This window comes from Pseudomonas pergaminensis (genome assembly GCF_024112395.2).
Taxonomy (GTDB): domain Bacteria; phylum Pseudomonadota; class Gammaproteobacteria; order Pseudomonadales; family Pseudomonadaceae; genus Aquipseudomonas; species Aquipseudomonas pergaminensis.
Genome location: NZ_CP078013.2, coordinates 122,248 through 143,648 on the forward strand (window position 1 = coordinate 122,248; position 21,401 = coordinate 143,648).

Here is a 21,401-nt window from a genome sequence, read left to right on the forward strand (position 1 = left end):
TGATTAGATCGTTCTTTAAAAATTTGGGTATGTGATAGAAAGATAGACTGAACGTTACTTTCACTGGTAACGGATCAGGCTAAGGTAAAATTTGTGAGTTCTCTTAATTGAGAAATTCGAATTTTCGGCGAATGTCGTCTTCACAGTATAACCAGATTGCTTGGGGTTATATGGTCAAGTGAAGAAGCGCATACGGTGGATGCCTTGGCAGTCAGAGGCGATGAAAGACGTGGTAGCCTGCGAAAAGCTTCGGGGAGTCGGCAAACAGACTTTGATCCGGAGATGTCTGAATGGGGGAACCCAGCCATCATAAGATGGTTATCTTGTACTGAATACATAGGTGCAAGAGGCGAACCAGGGGAACTGAAACATCTAAGTACCCTGAGGAAAAGAAATCAACCGAGATTCCCTTAGTAGTGGCGAGCGAACGGGGACTAGCCCTTAAGTGGCTTTGAGATTAGCGGAACGCTCTGGAAAGTGCGGCCATAGTGGGTGATAGCCCTGTACGCGAAAATCTCTTAGTCATGAAATCGAGTAGGACGGAGCACGAGAAACTTTGTCTGAATATGGGGGGACCATCCTCCAAGGCTAAATACTACTGACTGACCGATAGTGAACTAGTACCGTGAGGGAAAGGCGAAAAGAACCCCGGAGAGGGGAGTGAAATAGATCCTGAAACCGTATGCGTACAAGCAGTGGGAGCAGACTTTGTTCTGTGACTGCGTACCTTTTGTATAATGGGTCAGCGACTTATTTTCAGTGGCGAGCTTAACCGAATAGGGGAGGCGTAGCGAAAGCGAGTCTTAATAGGGCGTCTAGTCGCTGGGAATAGACCCGAAACCGGGCGATCTATCCATGGGCAGGTTGAAGGTTGGGTAACACTAACTGGAGGACCGAACCGACTACCGTTGAAAAGTTAGCGGATGACCTGTGGATCGGAGTGAAAGGCTAATCAAGCTCGGAGATAGCTGGTTCTCCTCGAAAGCTATTTAGGTAGCGCCTCATGTATCACTGTAGGGGGTAGAGCACTGTTTCGGCTAGGGGGTCATCCCGACTTACCAAACCGATGCAAACTCCGAATACCTACAAGTGCCGAGCATGGGAGACACACGGCGGGTGCTAACGTCCGTCGTGAAAAGGGAAACAACCCAGACCGTCAGCTAAGGTCCCAAAGTTATGGTTAAGTGGGAAACGATGTGGGAAGGCTTAGACAGCTAGGAGGTTGGCTTAGAAGCAGCCACCCTTTAAAGAAAGCGTAATAGCTCACTAGTCGAGTCGGCCTGCGCGGAAGATGTAACGGGGCTCAAACCATACACCGAAGCTACGGGTATCACGTAAGTGATGCGGTAGAGGAGCGTTCTGTAAGCCTGTGAAGGTGAGTTGAGAAGCTTGCTGGAGGTATCAGAAGTGCGAATGCTGACATGAGTAACGACAATGGGTGTGAAAAACACCCACGCCGAAAGACCAAGGTTTCCTGCGCAACGTTAATCGACGCAGGGTTAGTCGGTCCCTAAGGCGAGGCTGAAAAGCGTAGTCGATGGAAAACAGGTTAATATTCCTGTACTTCTGGTTATTGCGATGGAGGGACGGAGAAGGCTAGGCCAGCTTGGCGTTGGTTGTCCAAGTTTAAGGTGGTAGGCTGAGATCTTAGGTAAATCCGGGATCTTAAGGCCGAGAGCTGATGACGAGTTAACTTTTAGTTAACGAAGTGGTTGATGCCATGCTTCCAAGAAAAGCTTCTAAGCTTCAGGTAACCAGGAACCGTACCCCAAACCGACACAGGTGGTTGGGTAGAGAATACCAAGGCGCTTGAGAGAACTCGGGTGAAGGAACTAGGCAAAATGGCACCGTAACTTCGGGAGAAGGTGCGCCGGTGAGGGTGAAGGACTTGCTCCGTAAGCTCATGCCGGTCGAAGATACCAGGCCGCTGCGACTGTTTATTAAAAACACAGCACTCTGCAAACACGAAAGTGGACGTATAGGGTGTGACGCCTGCCCGGTGCCGGAAGGTTAATTGATGGGGTTAGCTAACGCGAAGCTCTTGATCGAAGCCCCGGTAAACGGCGGCCGTAACTATAACGGTCCTAAGGTAGCGAAATTCCTTGTCGGGTAAGTTCCGACCTGCACGAATGGCGTAACGATGGCGGCGCTGTCTCCACCCGAGACTCAGTGAAATTGAAATCGCTGTGAAGATGCAGTGTATCCGCGGCTAGACGGAAAGACCCCGTGAACCTTTACTATAGCTTTGCACTGGACTTTGAATTTGCTTGTGTAGGATAGGTGGGAGGCTTTGAAGCGTGGACGCCAGTTCGCGTGGAGCCATCCTTGAAATACCACCCTGGCAACTTTGAGGTTCTAACTCAGGTCCGTTATCCGGATCGAGGACAGTGTATGGTGGGTAGTTTGACTGGGGCGGTCTCCTCCTAAAGAGTAACGGAGGAGTACGAAGGTGCGCTCAGACCGGTCGGAAATCGGTCGTAGAGTATAAAGGCAAAAGCGCGCTTGACTGCGAGACAGACACGTCGAGCAGGTACGAAAGTAGGTCTTAGTGATCCGGTGGTTCTGTATGGAAGGGCCATCGCTCAACGGATAAAAGGTACTCCGGGGATAACAGGCTGATACCGCCCAAGAGTTCATATCGACGGCGGTGTTTGGCACCTCGATGTCGGCTCATCACATCCTGGGGCTGAAGCCGGTCCCAAGGGTATGGCTGTTCGCCATTTAAAGTGGTACGCGAGCTGGGTTTAGAACGTCGTGAGACAGTTCGGTCCCTATCTGCCGTGGACGTTTGAGATTTGAGAGGGGCTGCTCCTAGTACGAGAGGACCGGAGTGGACGAACCTCTGGTGTTCCGGTTGTCACGCCAGTGGCATTGCCGGGTAGCTATGTTCGGAATAGATAACCGCTGAAAGCATCTAAGCGGGAAACTAGCCTCAAGATGAGATCTCACTGGAACCTTGAGTTCCCTGAAGGGCCGTCGAAGACTACGACGTTGATAGGTTGGGTGTGTAAGCGCTGTGAGGCGTTGAGCTAACCAATACTAATTGCCCGTGAGGCTTGACCATATAACACCCAAGCAATTTGACTACTCTAACGAGCATCAGATTGCGGTGTGTGAAGACGAAATGAACCGAAAGTTCGACGTTCACAAAACACCGAAAGCTGTCACATACCCAATTTGCTGAAGCGAGGCCATCTGGCCACGACTCAGTACCCGAATTTCTTGACGACCATAGAGCATTGGAACCACCTGATCCCATCCCGAACTCAGCAGTGAAACGATGCATCGCCGATGGTAGTGTGGGGTTTCCCCATGTGAGAGTAGGTCATCGTCAAGATTAAATTCCAGAACCCCTGTTTGCTAACGCAAACAGGGGTTTTGTTTATGTAGAAGTCCATGAATTTCACCGGCACGTTGCTAGCGCAACGGTCTGGTACACAGAATTTCTTGACGACCATAGAGCATTGGAACCACCTGATCCCATCCCGAACTCAGCAGTGAAACGATGCATCGCCGATGGTAGTGTGGGGTTTCCCCATGTGAGAGTAGGTCATCGTCAAGATTGAATTCCGAAACCCCTGTCTGCTAACGCAGACAGGGGTTTTGTCGTTTAGGGGCCTGGCGATCCAGTTTCTTGCCCTTCTGCGGTGACGCGAGCCACTCTCGCGTAGTAAACCGAGGAGAAGCCGCAGTTAGAAACAAAAAAGCCAGCACCTGACATCAGGCGCTGGCTTGGGTGAAACACGGGCGAATCAGAACTGGTAACTCACCGTCGCGCTGACGTTTCGCTCTTCCCCCAAATAACAGAAGTTCAGGCTGGCACAAGAAGCCACGTAGGTCTCATTGGTAAGGTTGTTGGCATTGAGTCTTACATCGACGCCCTTCAGTCCAACCTTACCCAGGTCATACCCTACAGAGGCATCAAACAAGGTGTAAGAAGGTACCTTCATTGTGTTTTCCGCATCCGCCCAGCTATAGCCCACATAGCGCAATCCGCCTCCAAGCCTCAAGCCATCGAAGGCACCCTGATTAAATTTATAGTCAGCCCAAACGGACGCCATGTGACGCGGGGCTTGAGTCGGAGAGTTGCCCTGGTTCTCAATCAGATTGCCAGCTGTGCTCAGGGTGCTCACCATCGACTTGGAGTATTCAATGTCAGTAAAGGTGTAGCTGCCCAACAGCTTCAAGTTCTCAGTCAGCTGCATATGGGATTCCAACTCCAACCCCTGCGATCGCACAGCCCCTACAGCACGATAAAAGTTTTCCTGGGGCAGCTTGGTCGCAAGGTTTTCCTGGTCGATACGAAACCACGACGCGGTAAACAGATTGTCCGTGCCTGGCGGCTGGTATTTCAGCCCCACCTCCCACTGCGTCCCATCAGTAGGTGCCAACGGGTTGCCGGCGCTGTCTGAATAGGAGTTGGGATTAAAGGATTCGGAATAACTGACGTAGGGCGCCAGGCCGTTATCAAACAGATACAAGGCCCCCGCACGCCCAGTGAGCTTGGTGCGCTTGTCGCTTATTTCCGTGCCAACCGGCCGGCTCGTCTCGGCGATCCGGTTTTCGTCGGAGGTCTCTACCCAGTCCTGCCTTAGCCCCAGGGAAAACCGCCACTTATCCATTTCAATCAGGTCTTGCAGATAGACGCCAGTCTGCTCCAGCCGGCGCAGATAACTGGTTGGGTTGTAATAGCTGATAGAGGAATTGCCATACACAGGATTGAATGCGTTGATTGGCTGCAGTGACCCGCTCGTCCAGTCCACTACGGTTTTACGCCGCTGATAGTCGGCACCCATCAACACCGTGTGTTTAGTCGCCCCTGTGAAAAACTCGGCCTGCAGCATGTTATCGATGATGAACGCATGCAGCTTCTCATCACCCCCCGAATAGTAGCGGTTCAGCTCATTGCTGGTCGGTGTGGTCCACCCATAGCCATACACCTGATCCAACTTCACCTTGGAGTCCAGGTAACGGAAGTTCTGTCGCGCAGTGAAAACATCATTGAAGCGATGCTCAAACTGATAGCCAAAGGACTGCTGGTCTCGCTTGTAGCCATCGACCCCCGGTTCACCCTCAAAGAAGTGACTGGAGATCCTCTGGCCATTGCGTTGATGCAGCGCACCATCGGCCGGCATACCGCTGTGATAACCACCCTCTGGGTCGTGCTGCAGATAAGCCTGGAGCGTCAGCGAGGTGTCATCGGTAAAGTCGATGCTCAACGTCGGCGCCAGTGCGTAGCGCTTTTCCTTGGCGTGGTCGAATTGAGTGTCGGATTTATCCGCTAACCCCGTTAGTCGATAGGCGACGCGCTTGTCGTCATCTACCGGACCGCTGAAGTCAAAACCCATACCGCGTTGACCATTGCTGCCGACTGTCGCCTGAACCTGATGATAAGGCTCGAACAGGGGCTTCTTGCTGGTAAGCGCTACTAAACCGCCAGGTGAACTACGCCCATACAACACGGAGGAAGGCCCCTTGAGAATGTCTATACGTTCCAGGAAATACGGGTCTACCTGCATGGTGCTGTAGGTGCCGCTGTCCCCCATGGACTTCAAGCCGTCGAGGTAGATGTTATCCACCGATCCATCGTTGAAGCCACGCATTGCCACATAGTCATACCGGTGCGTCGCGCCGTAGGGGTTGGTCAACACACCAGGCGTGTAGCGCATGGCTTGAGCGACTGTCTGCGAGCCTTGGTCATCCATCTGCTCGCGCGTGACCACCGAGACGGTTTGCGAGGTCTCCAGCAAGGCCGTACTGGTCTTGGTTGCGATCTGGCTGTGAGTCGCGTTGTAGCCGTCCATGCTTCCCAACGCATTGCCCAATGCAAAGCCCTTGATATCAGTGGTTGGCAACGTCAGGGCGCTACTTTCCTGCACGGCCTGCAATACAAAACTCACACCGTCTTCAGAAACGGCCTGCAGCCCTGAGCCATTGAGCAGCTGATTCAACCCCTGTCCGGCAGAATATTCCCCCAGCAGCCCTGCTGACTGGCGACCTTGGGTTTGCGCGGGCGTGCTGGAAAGGGTAATGCCTGCCTGCCGCGCAAACTGGTTGAGCACCTCACCCAGTGGGCCTGCCGGTATCTCGTAGCGTTGATTGACCTGCGAGATACCGGCCTGTGCAGCCATACCGGCGATCGGCGTCATGCTGATGCCCAATGCGGTGGACATTAATGCCACGCGTACGGCTTTTCCCAATAACGGGTAGGAAGAGTTGTGGTGGAAACACGCAGTCATGATCAGGTTCCGTAGAGGCCGGTGAGGGCAGATTGATAGGCTTACTGTCTAAGCCGGACTCACGGAAAAAAGCCGCCAAAAAAACAAACGATCAGGCCGACCGTTCCACACTCACCCACCAACGCGTGCGGTAACGCACTTGAACCGGCAACGTTCGCGCCAGGATCGCCAGCAATTGATCGGTGTTCTCCAGGCGGAAGACCCCCGATAGCCGCAAATCAGCTACCTCTACCGCGCAACCCAGGTAACCCGGTCGATAACGCCCAACCTCTGATAGAAAATCCGCAAGACGCATATCCCGCGTCACGATCAGCCCATCGGTCCAGGCGCCAATGTCCATGGCCAGAGGCGGAGCAAGGGTGGCTTGGGTCTGACGCACGAGGTAGTTATCGCCGGCGTGGGCCTGGGTCGACAACCCATTCGGCTGGTGTGGTGAATGGATGGCCACGTTGCCGCTGACCACGCTTAACCGCGTGCAGTCACTGGTTTGGTGGACAGCGAAACGTCCGTCGATACCTTCGAACAAGCCGTGACGTGTTTGAACCAACAATGGCGCCGAGGCAGCCGCACCGCACGTCACCAGGATTTCACCGCGCACCAGGGTTATCAGGCGCTGCTGAGGATTGAAGGCAAGGTCTACGGCACTGTCAGTATTAAGTTGCAGGCGCGTGCCATCGGACAACTGGATGCTACGACGTTCGCCGGTGGCGGTTGCGAAGTCGGAGGTCCAGCGCTGCCAGCCAGTCAGATCCCGGCTTACCCAGGCCGCTGAGCCAGCCACCAGCACGCCGGTCAATAGCTTCAACGCCTGTCGACGGCCCAACCCCTGCGCACTGTTTTCCAGCGCCACATGCGCGCCCGGAATCGCTGCCAGAGTGCCGCTCAACTCCTGTTGCAGCGCCTGTACCCGTTGCCAGGCCACTTCGTGGTCGTGGTGAGCTTCGCGCCACTGCTCACACTGCTCGCGCAGACGGACATTGGCACGGTTGTTACGCAGGCGCAGTGCCCAATTGATAGCCTGTTTGATCACCCGGGGATCGGGTCCGCAACGCGCGGCATTATCCATGGGTGTCATGTTTCATATCGCAGGACATAGCAATGGTAGAGCGCCTCGGCCACATAACGCTCCACTGAGCGCAGCGACACGCCCATGTGCATCGCGATTTGCTTGTGTGTCAGCCCATCGCACTGAGCCAGCAGAAATGCCTTACGCACCTTAGGCTTGAGACCCTCCAAAAGACGGGAAATATCTTCCAGTAATTCCAACACCAGCGCCCGCGCTTCCGCGCTCGGCGCCATTGCCTCGGGCAAATGGGCGATAGATTCGAGGTAAGCCCGTTCGATCTCTTCGCGGCGCCAGTGATCAATCACCAACCCTCGTGCAATGGTGCGCAAAAATGCCCGGGGAGCCTTGAGTTCAAAGCGTTCGGTTTTCTGCAGCAGGCGTACAAAGGTGTCTTGTGCTAAGTCGGCAGCATCCGCCGCGTTGCCCAGACGGCTACGCAGCCAGGTGTTCAGCCAACTGTGATGGGTGCAATACAGCGCCTGAACAGCGTTTTCACACGGGAAGTACTCAGCAGACGGCATTCAAGCGAGCTCGGCCAAACGTCACAAATGATAATTAGTCGCATTGTTCGGGAGGGAGAAAAATTTTGCAACACCGATCCTCGTCGAGTAACCACTTGTCGGTTTCCTACGTTAAAAGAGGATCTATCTCACAATTTTCTAAGTTTTGCCGCGGCTTGGCCGAAAGCCTGACGAGCCATGCGTGCACCGAAATAGAGCGGCCCGAGAGTCCGCCTATCGCGTTACATGGAATGTTCCACTCGGCACGCTCACCCCCCTTTGGCAAAAGAAGTCGATGAAATGAATCTCAAGTTCAGTCATAAAATTCTGTTGGCCGCGTCAGGCGTCGTGGTTCTGGCCTTCGCGTTATTCACCCTCTACAACGACTACCTGCAACGCAGCATCATTACGCAGAACCTGGAGTCGTCCATCCAACAATCCGGTGAACTCACCGCCAGCAGTGTTCAGAACTGGCTCAGTGGTCGAATACTGGTGCTCGAAAGCCTCACGCAAAACGTTGCCCACCAAGGTAGTGGTGCCGACCTTCCCGGTCTGGTCGATCAAGCGGCATTCACTTCGAACTTCCAGTTCACCTACGTTGGCCAAACCAACGGCGTGTTCACCCAGCGCCCCGACGCGAAAATGCCCGATGGCTATGACCCCCGTCAGCGCCCTTGGTACAAGCAGGCAGTGGCCGCAGATAAACCCATGCTCACGCCACCCTACATGGCCGCAGTGGGTGGACAGATCGTGACCATCGCCATTCCGGTGAAAAAGAACGGTGAATTGCTCGGCGTCGTCGGCGGTGACCTGAGCCTGCAAACCTTGGTGAAGATCATCAACTCGGTGGACTTCGGCGGTATCGGCCACGCATTCCTGGTCAGCGGCGACGGCCAAGTCATTGTCAGTCCTGATCAGGACCAAGTGATGAAGAACCTCAAGGACATCTACCCCGGCACCCAAGTGCGTATCGACAAGGTCAGCCAAGACGTCGTCCTCAATGGGCAGGACCGCATCCTGTCCTTCACCCCTATCAGTGGTTTGCCTGGCGCAGATTGGTATATCGGCCTGTCGATTGATAAAGACAAAGCCTACGCGCCGCTGGGCAAGTTCCGAACTTCCGCGTTGATTGCCATGCTGATCGCCGTGGTCGTGATCGCCGTGCTCCTGAGCTTGCTGATCCAAGTCTTGCTGCGCCCCCTCACCACCATGGGCGTAGCGATGCAGGACATTGCCCAGGGCGAGGGTGACCTGACCCGTCGCCTGGCTGTCACCAGCAAGGACGAATTCGGCGAGGTCGGCAGTGCGTTCAATCAATTTGTAGAGCGCATCCACGCTTCGATTTCGGAAGTGTCTTCGGCAACCCGCCAGGTACACGACTTGTCCCAGCGTGTAATGGCCTCGTCCAATGCCTCTATCATCGGTTCCGATGAGCAGAGTGCACGCACCAATAGCGTGGCCGCAGCGATCAATGAACTGGGTGCCGCTACCCAGGAAATCGCGCGTAACGCCGCGGATGCTTCACAGCACGCCAGTGGTGCCAGTGAGCAAGCCGACGATGGGCGCAAAGTGGTGGAGCAAACCATTCTTGCGATGTCGGAGCTGTCGCAGAAGATCAGCTTGTCCTGCACCCAGATCGAAACCCTGAACGCCAGCACCGACAACATTGGTCACATCCTTGATGTGATCAAAGGCATCTCCCAGCAAACCAACTTGCTGGCGCTTAACGCGGCCATCGAGGCAGCGCGTGCGGGCGAGGCCGGTCGAGGTTTTGCAGTGGTCGCGGACGAGGTGCGCAACCTGGCTCATCGAACCCAGGAGTCGGCCGAGGAGATCCACAAAATGATCACCTCGCTGCAAGTGGGCTCGCGTGAAGCGGTCACCACCATGAACGCCAGCCAGACCTCCAGCGAAGAAAGCGTAGAGGTCGCGAACCAGGCCGGTGAGCGCCTGGTCAGCGTGACGCAGCGGATTGTCGAGATCGACGGAATGAACCAGTCCGTGGCTGCCGCCACCGAAGAACAAACTGCCGTGGTGGAAACCCTCAATGTGGACATCAACCAGATCAACTTGCTGAACCAGCAGGGCGTGGCCAATCTGAATGAAACCCTCAAGGATTGCGATGCCCTGTCGCAGCAGGCCAATCGGTTGAAGCAACTGGTCGATAGCTTCAAGATCTAACCCGCTGACTGAATGGCGGGAGCGACGCGCGTCGCTCCTGCCGCTTAGCCAAGCAACCGGCGAACGTTGTCCAATGCGCCGTTGGCGAAGCCCTGCACAAACTGTTCAAACCCTGGGCTCACCTCCTCTGTGGGCTCAGCAATAATTGTCCATGTCACCCTGGAGCGCTCCTTTTCAAGCGCTTCCACATGCATCGCCGCCCATAACCTGGCCACGCCCAGTGTGTTGTAGATTGTGGTCCAGGTCATGTGCATGGCCTGTTCGTCCCGGCTATTGAGCTGTTCCACGACACAGTTACCATCGCGGAAAAATTTAGTCCGCAATGCGCCCACGCCTGAGCCGGTCATTTCGATATGCATCAGGTCCGGAATAAACACATCGAAGCCGGCAAACTGCCCCACCATCGCCCACAGGCGAGAGGCACAGCAGTTGACCGAGACGGACGCCACTATCGGCAGGCCGTTCGGATTGCGAATTAACGTATCGGGTTGCAGCAGTTTCATGAGGTTGTCCTGAGGCGTTCAAAGAAAGCCGATGGTCTTGAGGTAGTTGCAGCCTTTGCTCAACAACGCCGGGTCTTTTTCGGGGTAGCGTGCCCCCATCTGCTGGATACCCTGTCGTGCGTTGTCGTGGCGAATCATCGATGTGTCGCCGATGTCTTCGTCGAGGCGATCGAGGTAGAAACCGAGCACGCCAAACAGTGCGTTGTCCTGGTTTACCGTTCGCAGCGCCTGTTGCCACTGCGCGATACTCACCCGCTTGAAACGGTGCCCCGCTCGATTGAACGCATCCAGGTAGTCCTCCCAGCTCAACGGCTCGGGGTTATGCAGGTTGAACACATGCCTGTCGGCCTGAAAGCGGCTGCTGTGGAATGCAATGAAGCGCGCCAGGAAGTCCACCGGCATCAGGTCGAAGTTCAGCGTCAACCGAGGCATCAGGCCCAGTTGCAGTGACCCCTTGAGCATCAGCATCAGACGATTTTTTTGCGGTTGGCAGGCACCATTGTGACTGTTGAAACTGATGTTGCCGGGTCGATGGATATTCACCCAGGCGCCGCGCTCCACCGCACGACCCAGTTGGCGCTCGGCAACCCATTTGGACAGGTTGTAGCCATTCTTGATGTACAGCGGCAACGTCGTTGCAGCGGGCGCTTCGAGGACATAACCCTGCGAGTCGACAGCGCTCGAAGCGGACAGTGTCGAGATAAAGTTGAGGACCTTCTTGCTGTGGGTCTCACACAGGCACAGGCATTCGAACAGGGGGGCAACGTTGTCCCTGGCCAGAGATGTATAGTCCATCACGTGATTGACCCGTGCTGCGTTGTGTATCAGCACCCCGAAATCCTGGGCGATAGCATCATACGCGTCGCTGGCCAGGCCCAACCGAGGGAGGCTGATATCGGCGGCGAATACCTGCACCCTGCTCAGGTCCAGATGTTCCAGGCGGTACTCACGCAACGCCTGAGTGAATCGTGCCATCGCCGACTGTCCCGGCGTCTCACGTACCAGGCACGCCACGGTCGTTGCACCTGCGGCCAGCAATGCCTCGACGATATGAACACCAACAAAACTGTTGGCCCCCGTCACGATCACTTTGTGTGGGTCGCCTGCGCGGTCCTCTGGCAGCGTGTTGAACGTCCAGTCCCGTTGAGCATCGCGAGCAGCAGCATCGCAGGAAGCATCGGGTCGTTCACCGTTCTCCAGCAGCGTTGCGAGCGTACCAATCGTCGGTACTTCAATGAAATGACTCAGTGCGAAACTACGACCAAACTGCTCGCGAACGCGCAGCAACAACGTCGATAGCACAATCGAGTGGCCGCCGAGATCGAAGAAGCTCTCATCGATAGACACTTCACCCTCGGGCAGCGTCAACAGTTCGCTCCACAGGCGAGTCAACCGAACTTGAAGCGGGGTGTGTGCCGTGCCACCTTCCTCCTGCACGTTGGGCTGGAGCGGCACTGCCAGTAAGGCCTCACGGTCGATCTTGCCGTTGCTGGCGCACGGCATGCATGCCAACTCATCCCAGAAGCCGGGCCGCATGTAGTCGGGCAGCCACTGCCGCGCGTGTTGCTGCAGGGCCGCCAGGGTAGCCCCGGGTTCGGGTTGAGCGACAAAGCCACGGATCCTGCGGTCAGGGTCGATCACCACCGCCACTTGGCGATACAGCCGGCTGGTACGCAGGCACTGCTCAATCTCCTGGGGCCCGACCCGAAAGCCACGAATCTTCACCTGATCATCACGTCGTCCGCCCAGCATGATTCCATCGGCGGTCCACCGGGCCAAATCGCCGCTGCGGTAGGCGCGCAAGGGCTGGCCCCCAGGCACTGCAAGCTCCACAAAGGCACTGGTCGCCTGAGGTGGGTCGTTCACATAGCCCAGGCTTACGCCAGGCCCAACGATGTACACCTCACCCATCACCTCTTCATCGACCGGCTGCTGGTCGTCATCGAGGATCAACACCCAGCTGTTGGCGATCGGCCGGCCGAGATTGCGGTTGCTGTCGCCAGGTTGAAACGTACGATGGGTGATCATTACGGTGGCCTCCGTGGGGCCGTAGAGGTTGTGAAATTGGCACTGCGCCGCCAGGCGGTCGATGACATGGGGTTCGCAGACGTCACCCCCGGTCAGCAGGTGCGTCAGGCCCAGCGGTTGATCGGGCGGCAGAATGCTCAGCAGCGAGGGGGGCAAAAAGGCATGGGTAACGCGCTGACGTTGGAGCAGATCGAGCAGTTGCTGAGGGTCGTGTCGTTGCTCTGCGCTGGGGACGATCAACTCGGCGCCCGCTATCAGGGTAGGGACAATATCGATCAGGGACGAGTCAAAGCTCACCGGTGAAAACTGCAGGATACGGCTTTGTTCATCCAGGTTCATGCAGGCCCTGAACCAGGCCGCGAAATGTGCCAGGTTGGCTTGGCTGAGCAACACCCCCTTGGGATGGCCGGTGGTACCCGATGTATAGAGCGTCATGCAGGGCGAATCGAGGGCGGGCTGAGCGTGCATCAGCGGACGCAGCAAGTCGGTGTCCTGCGGGTCGACCTCGCGCACATCCAGTGTAATGAAGCGCTCTCGCAAGGGGTGCTGGCCGGCGTCCAGCAACACCCGGGCCCCTGCGTTCTCGAGCAAGGCCTGATGGCGTTGAGGCGGGTGGTCCGGAGCCAGCGGCAGATACACCGCGCCACAGCCCATAACCGCGAGAATACTGGCGTACAACGCTACGGACTTTTCCAGGCAAACCCCAACCACCGGTGGTGCCTGCGTGACGCCCAACACAGGGCTTAACCGTTGCTGAATCATGAGGGCCTGCACGTGCAACTCGCGGTAAGTCACCACGCTGCTGTCGATGTTCAGCGCCCGCCTATCAGCGAATTGGTGAAGGCTGGCCTGCAACCGTTCGATCACAGGCACCTGGGCCTCCCGCATGACAGCGAGGTCTTCGGTGCGGTTGAATCGGTGAACAAATGCCAAGGCGTCAAGCGCGTCCAAACCCTGCTCGGGCCATTCATTGGCGACCGCTTTGACGGAGAAATATCCGGGGTCGCGTGAAAAACCACTGACGTGCAGCGCAACCCATTCCATCATCGTTTGGGTCACTTGCTGGCGCAGGCGCTGGCCGTTTCCACTGGGCTCCGTTGCGACTTCAAGGACAGCCGCTAGTCGCCCCTCGGGCCCATAGGCGCGCAGTTGCAGTGCGGGTAACCCGCAGTCGGTCACTGGGCCAACCCCCAGGCGCAGGCCCAGCACTGAGGTTTGGTGTGCCGGGTTCGGCAACGACTGGCTGCCGTCATCGATCCACAGGTCCGAGCCGGCATCACTCAAGACATACCCATACTGCTCCAGCTCCCGCCTGATAGCCGCCAAGGCACTGCTGGTGCCGGAAAATCCGATGGTCAGGCGCCTCATGCTACCCTCCCGGCCACGTGCAAGTAGTCGGTCAGCCCTTGGGCCACACCTGGTGTCTGCAGCAAGCCGCTGTGTTGCAGGAAGCCCAGGATATTGCCCATCAAAGGATGCTGGCGGGTGATGGGGAAGGCCAGCGCCGCGACTTCATCGCGTAAGGCGTTGCGCAGGGGGCTGCTGATATCGAGGTGGTCGATCAACTGAAGGTCGAAGTTCTTTTGCAGGTCGTTGGTCAGGTACCGGGCCAGGAAAATCGGTAGCACCTTGGCAATGCTGTCGCGGTCGTCGGCGCTGGCAGCCTGCCAATACAGGCGTACCAAGCGCGTCCAGAATTGTGCGTGGCGGCCTTCATCGGCCAGGTGGTCGGCCATCAAGCCACGGACGGAGGCTTTGACGCTGGCGTCCTTGGAGAACGCCGCCACATCGTGGGTCACGGTATTTTCGGCAATGGCCACGCCGATCAGCGCGACGGCATCGTGCAGGTGAGGGGGTACCTGCGCCTGTGCCGCCGGCAGCGCTCGGCTCAATTCGATTTCCTGGGGTAGCGCCAGGGGTTGTATCCCCGTCATGGCCACGGTTTGCTGGAGGAAATCCAGTGCCACCAACGCGTGGTAGTCCTCGTCCACAACGATGGTCATCGCATCAATACGACAGGCAAGCGGGAAGGGCACCGAGAAGCGATTCTTGGCAATGCTGCGTGCCGTCTGGTCGACAATCTCGGTCTCGAATATCACCACGTCGTTGATGAATTTATAAAAGCTCTGTGCCAGGACAAAATCGCGCCACTGCGGGCAGTGTTCGATAAAGGTTGCACAAAGCACCAGGGGCTGGCGAAACAACGGGTAGATCAGCTTGTCATCATCCTCCAGCAAACGGCGAGGACGTGTGCGGATGGTTGCGCGGCGCTCCCAGTCGTCGGCAATGGTTTTGTAATCGGCAGCGGTCATGGCTTCATCTCGTGCAGCGAAGCCCGAACCACATCCCAGAGCGCGATGCGGCTCTGGACGGCAGCCACGGCGGCAGCGTTGGCCTGTTGCGGGTAGGCCGGGTCTGCGCTGCAGAGGCGCAGAAGCAACTGCTCTGCTGCCGGCCCATGGTCCTGGGCGTCCAATTCGATGTGGCGCTTGAGGTAGGCGCACAGGGTAGGCGTCTGACGGTGGTTGAGCGCCTCGGATTGCAGGATGCGCTCGAACATCGGTGGGATGACGTGCTCACGGCCGTGCAGGAATGTGGCGGCCACACAATGGGCAGGGGCATTTAGCGCAAGGTGTAAGGTGTCGCTGACAAAGCGGGCCACACCGGGAAGAATCTCGACTTCATGCAAGGCGGCAGTTGCTTCGAGGCCCTGGCGTTGCAGCGCAATGAAGTGATTGATAGCGGTAGTGCTGGCGCCTACTTCCGCCATGGCCTCCAGGTAAAGTTCGAAGTGGCTGCAATAGCCTTGCGCAGGATGTTCGTCAGATTCCTCTCCCAGCACAATCTCGTTGATCAGGCGTGCAGCCCATGGGTCGACAGGTGGCAACCAGGGTAGACGCGTGCAGGTCAGCTCCTGTTGCAGACGTTTGGCGAGGGTCATGAAATCCCAGACAGCGAATACATGGCTTTCCATAAAAAGTTGCAACTTTCGCAGAGAAGTTATTTCTGTAAATAACGAATGGCTGCATAACTGCAGTTTTATTGTTTCAAGTAACGGTTGATGCATGGTTGATGCCTATAAGTTGTTGCGTCTGCTGTGTGGGAACAGCGATGAGTTTTTGTAATCGGCAAGGATTGAGCAGGTATAAACCAGGCGCTGGCGTGCGAGCCGCTCAATATGGGGGCGTCGCGACGTCGGAATGAACTATCTGGTTTAGTAAGGAAAGATAATAAGCGGGTTAAACAATTTGGCGAGCATACAAATGTGTTAGAAGTTTTTCTAAATAATATGTGCTGTAAGTTTGCTTCTTTACGGCAGGTGGGAAACTTCTTCTGTGCGGGGCGCTAATCGTGAGTTAGTGAGCCCCGGGGTAAGGAAGATTCGCGACAGGAGGGCCGCGCGCCTTAGTACTTACCTTTCTTGGCGTCGTCGGCCTCCAGGCCGTTGAGGTAGGCGCTGATCACTTCCATGCCTCGCATCAAGTGATTGCGCAGCGTCAGGATGCTTTCCTGGGTTTTCTTCTGGGCGACCAGGTTCAGCAATTCGCGGTGATCTTCCTGGGACGTCTCTCCCAACCCCATGGCCTCCAGGTTATAACGCAGGAAACGCTCCTCTTCGTTCAACCCGTGCTCCACCAGATTGAGCAGCCGCTGGTTCGGGGCCTTGCCATACAGGGCCATGTGGAACAGCCGATTGAGGCGGCCAATCTCGCTGTAGTCTTTTTCCTGCTCCAGGGCGACGATGATCGCATCCGCCTCGGCGATATCGGCCTCGGTGAGCAACGGAATCGACAAGCGCAATGCTTCAGACTCCAGCAACATCCGCAGTTCATAGGTTTCCGCCGAGTTATCCTCGATCAGCGGTGCAACCACGGCACCCTTGTGCGTCACCACATGCAACAGCGACTGGGCTTCCAACTGGCGCAGGGCTTCCCGCACGGGCATGCGGCTGACCCCGAACAGGCTGGCCAATTCCTGTTGGCGCATGGCGGTACCGCACGGCAAGCGTCCATCGAGGATGGCGTTGCGCAAGGTTTCTTCAATCACGGAACGAGCGAGATGGGCAGGAATAGGCCCGCTGATCTTGATGCTGTTCAAAGGGTTCGGCTTCTGCGTCACGGTTACGCTATCCTCCTTATTCTGATAGGGTGGCTAATTGGATCCAATGCACACTAGAGACTGCCCATAAGCTTGTCAAACGGGTACGGTTTCGGCTTGTAAGCGCTTCAACATCACGCTCCCACCCCCCACAACCGACATTTACGGCGTCTTACACGGCCGGGTTCATCGGCCGGCTTCCTGCGCCGATTGCTGCATTATCGGCGGTTACGGAATGAACACTTTGCTGTTGCAGTTTATTCCCCATGCGTTAGGAAGTATGGGGTTCGGTCGATACATTCCTGTCTATCGATATTCACTAACGGTATTTAAATAGCCGTTCTTATATCTATAAAGTCACACTCCTGTCTGACCGGGAGTGACCTCATGTCCGCCACCTCTACTGTTCCAACAGCGACCGCTACCGCCCAAACCTTCGAGATTCGTCCATTTCCCGGCAGTGTAGGCGCCGAGGTCATTGGCCTGGATTTGTCACGCCCAGTCAACGAGCAGGATTTCGCGCGCATTCACCGTGCGCACCTGGACCATCACGTCGTGGTCTTTCGTGATCAACGCATCACGCCCGAACAACAGATTGCCTTCAGCCGCCGCTTCGGCGTGCTGCAGATCCACGTACTCAAGCAGTTCCTGCTGGCCAACCATCCGGAAATCCTGATCGTCTCCAACATTATCGAAAACGGCCAATCCATCGGCCTGGGTGACGCCGGCAAATTCTGGCATTCGGACCTGTCCTATAAAGAACTGCCGAGCCTGGGCTCGATGCTGCACGCCCAGGAGCTGCCCTCCGAAGGTGGCGACACCTTGTTTGCCGATATGCACAAAGCCTGGGACCAATTGCCCGAGCATCTGCGCAAAGCCGTCGAAGGTCGCAGCGCCGCTCACTCTTATACCGCGCGCTACAGCGAAACCAAATTCGAAGGCAACTGGCGCCCCACGTTGACCCCCGAGCAGCTCGCCCAGGTGGCGGAAGTCGTGCACCCCATCGTGCGCACCCACCCGGAAAACGGCCGCAAGGCGCTATTTGTCAGTGAAGGCTTCACCACCCGCATCGTCGGCCTGCCGGAGGATGAGAGCCGCGACGTGCTGGCCCAACTCTACGCCCACAGCGTGTTACCAGAAAACATCTACCGCCACCAATGGCAGCCCCACGATCTGGTGTTCTGGGACAACCGCTCGCTGATCCACCTGGCCGCCGGTTGCCCGAGCCATCTGCGCCGCAAGCTGTTTCGTACCACCATCCAGGGCGACGCGCCTTTCTGATCGGAGCATGACCATGTCCAGGAAAATTCCATTCGCACGGCTGGCGGCGACCGTCGGCCTGGGTGTCAGCCTCTTGGCCGGCAGCCTGATTGCACCGGCGTCCGCGCAGGCCGAAGGCGAGATCCGCATCGCCGAACAATTCGGCATCGTTTATCTGTTGCTGAACGTGGTACGCGACCAGAACCTGATCGAAAAATACGGTAAACAGGAAGGCATCGACATCAAGGTCGACTGGACACAGTTGTCTGGCGGCGCGGCAGTCAATGACGCACTGCTCTCCGGTTCCATCGACATTGCCGGAGCCGGTGTCGGCCCGCTGCTGACCATCTGGGATCGCACCCACGGCAAGCAGAACGTCAAGGCCGTGGCTTCCCTGGGTAACTTCCCGTACTACCTCGTCAGCAACAATCCCAAGGTCAAGACCATCGCCGATTTCACCGAGAAGGACCGCATTGCCGTGCCCGCGGTGGGCGTGTCGGTGCAGTCACGCTTCCTGCAATACGCGGCGGCCAAGCAGTGGGGCGACAAGGAATTCAATCGCCTCGATAAGTACACCGTCGCCGTCCCTCACCCGGATGCGACCGCAGCGCTGATCGCTGGCGGCACCGAGCTGACCGGGCATTTTTCCAACCCGCCGTTTCAGGACCAGGCCCTGGCCAACCCGAACGTGCACGTGGTGCTGAACACCTACGACCTGCTCGGCCCGAACTCGCCGACGGTATTGTTCGCCACCGAGAAATTCCGCAACGACAACCCAAAAACCTACAAGGCGTTCGTCGAGGCATTGACCGAAGCCGCGCAGTTCGCCCAGAACGACAAAGGCGCTGCAGCCGACACTTACCTGCGCGTGACCAAGGCCAAGATCGACCGCGCCGAGTTGTTGAAAATCATCGACAACCCGCAGTTCGAATTCAGCGTTACGCCGAAAAACACCTACCCGCTGGCGGAATTCCTCTACCGCGTCGGTGCCATCAAGAACAAGCCTGAATCGTGGAAGGACTACTTCTTCCAGGACGCCAAGCCCCTGCAAGGAAGTTGAGATGAACGCGCCCTTGCAAGGCCACACGGCCAGCAACCTGCACACCACCGGCCCCTTACTCGCGGTGGATAACGTCAGCCTGGAATACCGCACCCCCGAGCGCGTGGTGCGGGCCACCCACCAGGTGAGTTTCGAGATCGACCCGGCCGACCGCTACGTGCTGCTCGGCCCCTCGGGTTGCGGTAAGTCCACCTTGCTCAAATCCATCGCCGGGTTTATCAAACCCTGCGAAGGCGAGATCCGCCTGTTGGGGCAAAAGGTCGAGCAACCGGGCCCGGACCGTATCGTGGTGTTCCAGGAATTCGACCAACTGCCGCCGTGGAAAACCGTCAAACAGAACGTGATGTTTCCACTGTTGGCCTCCAAAACCCTGAAGCGCGCCGACGCCGAAGAACGTGCACTGCACTACCTCGACAAAGTCGGCCTCACCGCCTTTGCCGACGCCTACCCACACACCCTGTCCGGCGGTATGAAAGCCCGTGTCGCCATCGCCCGTGCCCTGGCCATGCAGCCCAAGATCCTGCTGATGGACGAACCCTTCGCCGCCCTCGATGCGCTGACCCGGCGCAAGATGCAGGAAGAGTTGCTGCTGCTCTGGGAAGAGGTGCGCTTTACCCTGTTGTTCGTCACCCACTCCATCGAAGAAGCGTTGGTGGTGGGCAATCGCATTCTGTTGCTGTCGCCCCACCCTGGGCGGGTACGCGCGGAAATCCACAGCCATCAATACGACCTGCACAGCCTCGGTGGCGTGGAGTTCCAGGCGTCGGCACGGCGCATTCATCGCCTGCTGTTCGATGAAGCGCCCGAGGCCGAACGTGAGTTGGGCTTCGCTGATATCCGCATCGCGTATTAAGGGGAACATCCATGCGCCAGGAATATGAAATCACCCTCGAACCGCTGCTCAGCGTCCCCGTTGAACGCGAACTGCCCCTGCGCCAGCGCCTGTGGCAACAAGGCTGGCTGCGCAAGGGCCTGATCCTGATCGTGCTCGCGATCCTCTGGGAAGCCGTTGCGCGTTATCAGAATAATGACCTGCTGCTGCCGAGCTTCTTGCAGACCTTTCACGCGCTCTACGACGGCCTGCTCAGCGGCGAATTGCTCAGCAAGGTCAGCATCTCGCTGGTGGTGCTGATCAAGGGCTACCTGATCGGCATCGTACTGGCGTTCGCCCTGACCACATTGGCGGTATCGACCCAACTGGGCCGTGATTTGCTGAGCACCCTGACCTCGATGTTCAACCCGCTACCGGCGATTGCCTTGTTGCCGCTGGCGCTGCTGTGGTTTGGCCTGGGCCAGAACAGCCTCATCTTCGTGTTGGTGCATTCGGTATTGTGGGCGCTGGCGCTCAACACCTACTCAGGTTTCCTTGGCGTGTCCGAAACCCTGCGCATGGCCGGGCGCAACTACGGCCTCAAGGGCATGCGGTTTGTGCTGTTCATCCTGATCCCGGCGGCGCTGCCGTCGATTCTTGCGGGCCTCAAGATCGGCTGGGCGTTTGCCTGGCGTACATTGATTGCCGCCGAACTGGTGTTCGGTGCAACCAGTGGCAAGGGTGGCCTGGGGTGGTACATCTTCCAGAACCGCAACGAGCTGTACACCGACAAGGTGTTTGCCGGGCTGGCGGTGGTGATCCTGATCGGGCTGCTTGTGGAAAACCTGGTGTTTGACACGTTCGAGCGTCTGACGGTGAAGCGCTGGGGCATGCAGCGCTGATTTCATGGGGCGTAAGAATCTTCGTTTTTAATAGGAATGGTTGCTCTTTGCCCAGGCTGGCTTCGATAATCCCGCCCGAATTCGGCGCTGCGATGGCGTCGATCGGTAAAGGGATTTACGACTATGCGTTTTTTTGTCTTGGCAGCGGCTTTGTTGCTATCGACCTCGGTGTTGGCGGCGTTCGTTCCCGAAGCCGTGTCCATGCCCAAGCCGCACTACCCCTCGTTCCTGACGTCTGTCCCGGGACATGCGCGCATCAGCTTGAACATCCACAATGATGGTTCGGTCAGCGATGTAAAAGCGCTCAGCGCCACCAAGCCCGAGTTCGGCGAAGCCGCCGTGGAGGCGGCCACACAATGGCGTTTCAAACCCTGGACGGTAAATGCGGATCAGCCAGCGGTGATCGACGCGCAAAACGAGATGATCTTCACGCCCGAGGAGATCAAGGCGAAGAGTACTCAGTTGTCCTTCATGGAAACGACCTATCAGTCCTGCAGCGCGTTGAACGAAGAAGTCAGCCAGTTCCGCCGCAACCATCCTTCCCGCCCGCTCATCCAAATGAAGAGTTTTGCCATCACCCGCGTCGCCGTGATGTTCCCGGCATTGAGCGGTAAAAGCGATTACAACGAAGGCCTGGACCGCGCCGACGCGCTTGAAAGCGCCCTGCCGGAAATCGTGCGTAAATGCCAGGCCCATCCCAAATCGACCTACGCGAAATACCTACCCAGCAACCTCCGACGCTACCTGTAAAGC

At 57.2% G+C, this 21,401-nt stretch carries 14 protein-coding genes and 3 rRNA genes; 9 read left to right on the top strand and 8 right to left on the bottom strand.

The window, feature by feature from the left end; genetic code table 11:
* Positions 1-172: 172 nt before the first annotated feature.
* The 3 genes from KUA23_RS00595 (at position 173) to rrf (KUA23_RS00605) (ending at position 3,562) form a co-directional block, all read left to right on the top strand.
* A 23S ribosomal RNA gene (locus KUA23_RS00595) occupies positions 173-3,064 on the top strand.
* A 157-nt stretch (positions 3,065-3,221) separates the two neighbouring features.
* Positions 3,222-3,337, top strand: a 5S ribosomal RNA gene (gene rrf / locus KUA23_RS00600).
* A 109-nt stretch (positions 3,338-3,446) separates the two neighbouring features.
* Positions 3,447-3,562, top strand: a 5S ribosomal RNA gene (gene rrf / locus KUA23_RS00605).
* A gap of 190 nt (positions 3,563-3,752) precedes the next feature.
* On the opposite strand, the gene KUA23_RS00610 is transcribed toward rrf (KUA23_RS00605), so the two are convergent.
* The 3 genes from KUA23_RS00610 to KUA23_RS00620 form a co-directional block, all read right to left on the bottom strand.
* A complete protein-coding gene (locus KUA23_RS00610; protein ID WP_252993287.1) occupies positions 3,753-6,239 on the bottom strand; it encodes a TonB-dependent siderophore receptor in 2,487 nt (828 codons plus the stop codon).
* Between the two features lie 91 nt (positions 6,240-6,330).
* Entirely contained in the window at positions 6,331-7,314 is a 984-nt protein-coding gene (locus KUA23_RS00615; RefSeq protein ID WP_078046277.1) for a FecR domain-containing protein, read from the bottom strand.
* A complete protein-coding gene (locus KUA23_RS00620) occupies positions 7,311-7,826 on the bottom strand; it encodes a sigma-70 family RNA polymerase sigma factor (protein ID WP_078046278.1) in 516 nt (171 codons plus the stop codon). The genes KUA23_RS00615 and KUA23_RS00620 overlap by 4 nt, the downstream gene beginning before the upstream one ends.
* A 279-nt stretch (positions 7,827-8,105) precedes the next feature.
* Here KUA23_RS00620 and KUA23_RS00625 point away from each other — a divergent pair, with 279 nt between their 5' ends.
* Positions 8,106-9,986, top strand: a complete 1,881-nt coding sequence (locus KUA23_RS00625; protein ID WP_252993288.1) for a methyl-accepting chemotaxis protein — start codon at positions 8,106-8,108, stop codon at positions 9,984-9,986.
* Between the two features lie 44 nt (positions 9,987-10,030).
* On the opposite strand, the gene KUA23_RS00630 is transcribed toward KUA23_RS00625, so the two are convergent.
* The 5 genes from KUA23_RS00630 to KUA23_RS00650 form a co-directional block, all read right to left on the bottom strand.
* Positions 10,031-10,489: an SRPBCC family protein gene (locus tag KUA23_RS00630; protein ID WP_252993289.1), complete on the bottom strand. Its 459-nt coding sequence runs from the start codon at positions 10,487-10,489 to the stop codon at positions 10,031-10,033.
* A gap of 18 nt (positions 10,490-10,507) precedes the next feature.
* Complete coding sequence (locus KUA23_RS00635) at positions 10,508-13,885, bottom strand: amino acid adenylation domain-containing protein (protein WP_252993290.1); 3,378 nt, start codon at positions 13,883-13,885, stop codon at positions 10,508-10,510.
* A complete protein-coding gene (locus KUA23_RS00640) occupies positions 13,882-14,829 on the bottom strand; it encodes a diiron oxygenase (RefSeq protein WP_252993291.1) in 948 nt (315 codons plus the stop codon). Before KUA23_RS00640 ends, KUA23_RS00635 begins: the two co-directional genes overlap by 4 nt.
* Complete coding sequence (locus KUA23_RS00645) at positions 14,826-15,584, bottom strand: DUF3050 domain-containing protein (protein WP_252993292.1); 759 nt, start codon at positions 15,582-15,584, stop codon at positions 14,826-14,828. The genes KUA23_RS00640 and KUA23_RS00645 overlap by 4 nt, the downstream gene beginning before the upstream one ends.
* 338 nt (positions 15,585-15,922) lie before the next feature.
* Positions 15,923-16,636, bottom strand: a complete 714-nt coding sequence (locus KUA23_RS00650) for a GntR family transcriptional regulator (RefSeq protein ID WP_078046284.1) — start codon at positions 16,634-16,636, stop codon at positions 15,923-15,925.
* A gap of 366 nt (positions 16,637-17,002) precedes the next feature.
* On the opposite strand from KUA23_RS00650, the gene KUA23_RS00655 reads away from it, so the two are divergent.
* From KUA23_RS00655 to KUA23_RS00675, 5 genes are all read left to right on the top strand, one after another.
* Complete coding sequence (locus KUA23_RS00655; protein ID WP_099491548.1) at positions 17,003-17,896, top strand: TauD/TfdA dioxygenase family protein; 894 nt, start codon at positions 17,003-17,005, stop codon at positions 17,894-17,896.
* Positions 17,897-17,909: 13 nt separating this feature from the next.
* Positions 17,910-18,935: an ABC transporter substrate-binding protein gene (locus tag KUA23_RS00660; RefSeq protein ID WP_099491546.1), complete on the top strand. Its 1,026-nt coding sequence runs from the start codon at positions 17,910-17,912 to the stop codon at positions 18,933-18,935.
* Position 18,936: 1 nt separating this feature from the next.
* Positions 18,937-19,788, top strand: coding sequence for an ABC transporter ATP-binding protein (locus tag KUA23_RS00665; protein ID WP_099491545.1), 852 nt, complete (start codon positions 18,937-18,939; stop codon positions 19,786-19,788).
* A gap of 11 nt (positions 19,789-19,799) precedes the next feature.
* Positions 19,800-20,648: an ABC transporter permease gene (locus KUA23_RS00670; RefSeq protein WP_012721565.1), complete on the top strand. Its 849-nt coding sequence runs from the start codon at positions 19,800-19,802 to the stop codon at positions 20,646-20,648.
* Between the two features lie 123 nt (positions 20,649-20,771).
* The gene (locus tag KUA23_RS00675; RefSeq protein WP_252993293.1) at positions 20,772-21,398 is read left to right on the top strand and encodes an energy transducer TonB family protein; all 627 of its coding nucleotides are present in this window, start codon (positions 20,772-20,774) and stop codon (positions 21,396-21,398) included.
* Positions 21,399-21,401: the final 3 nt, after the last annotated feature.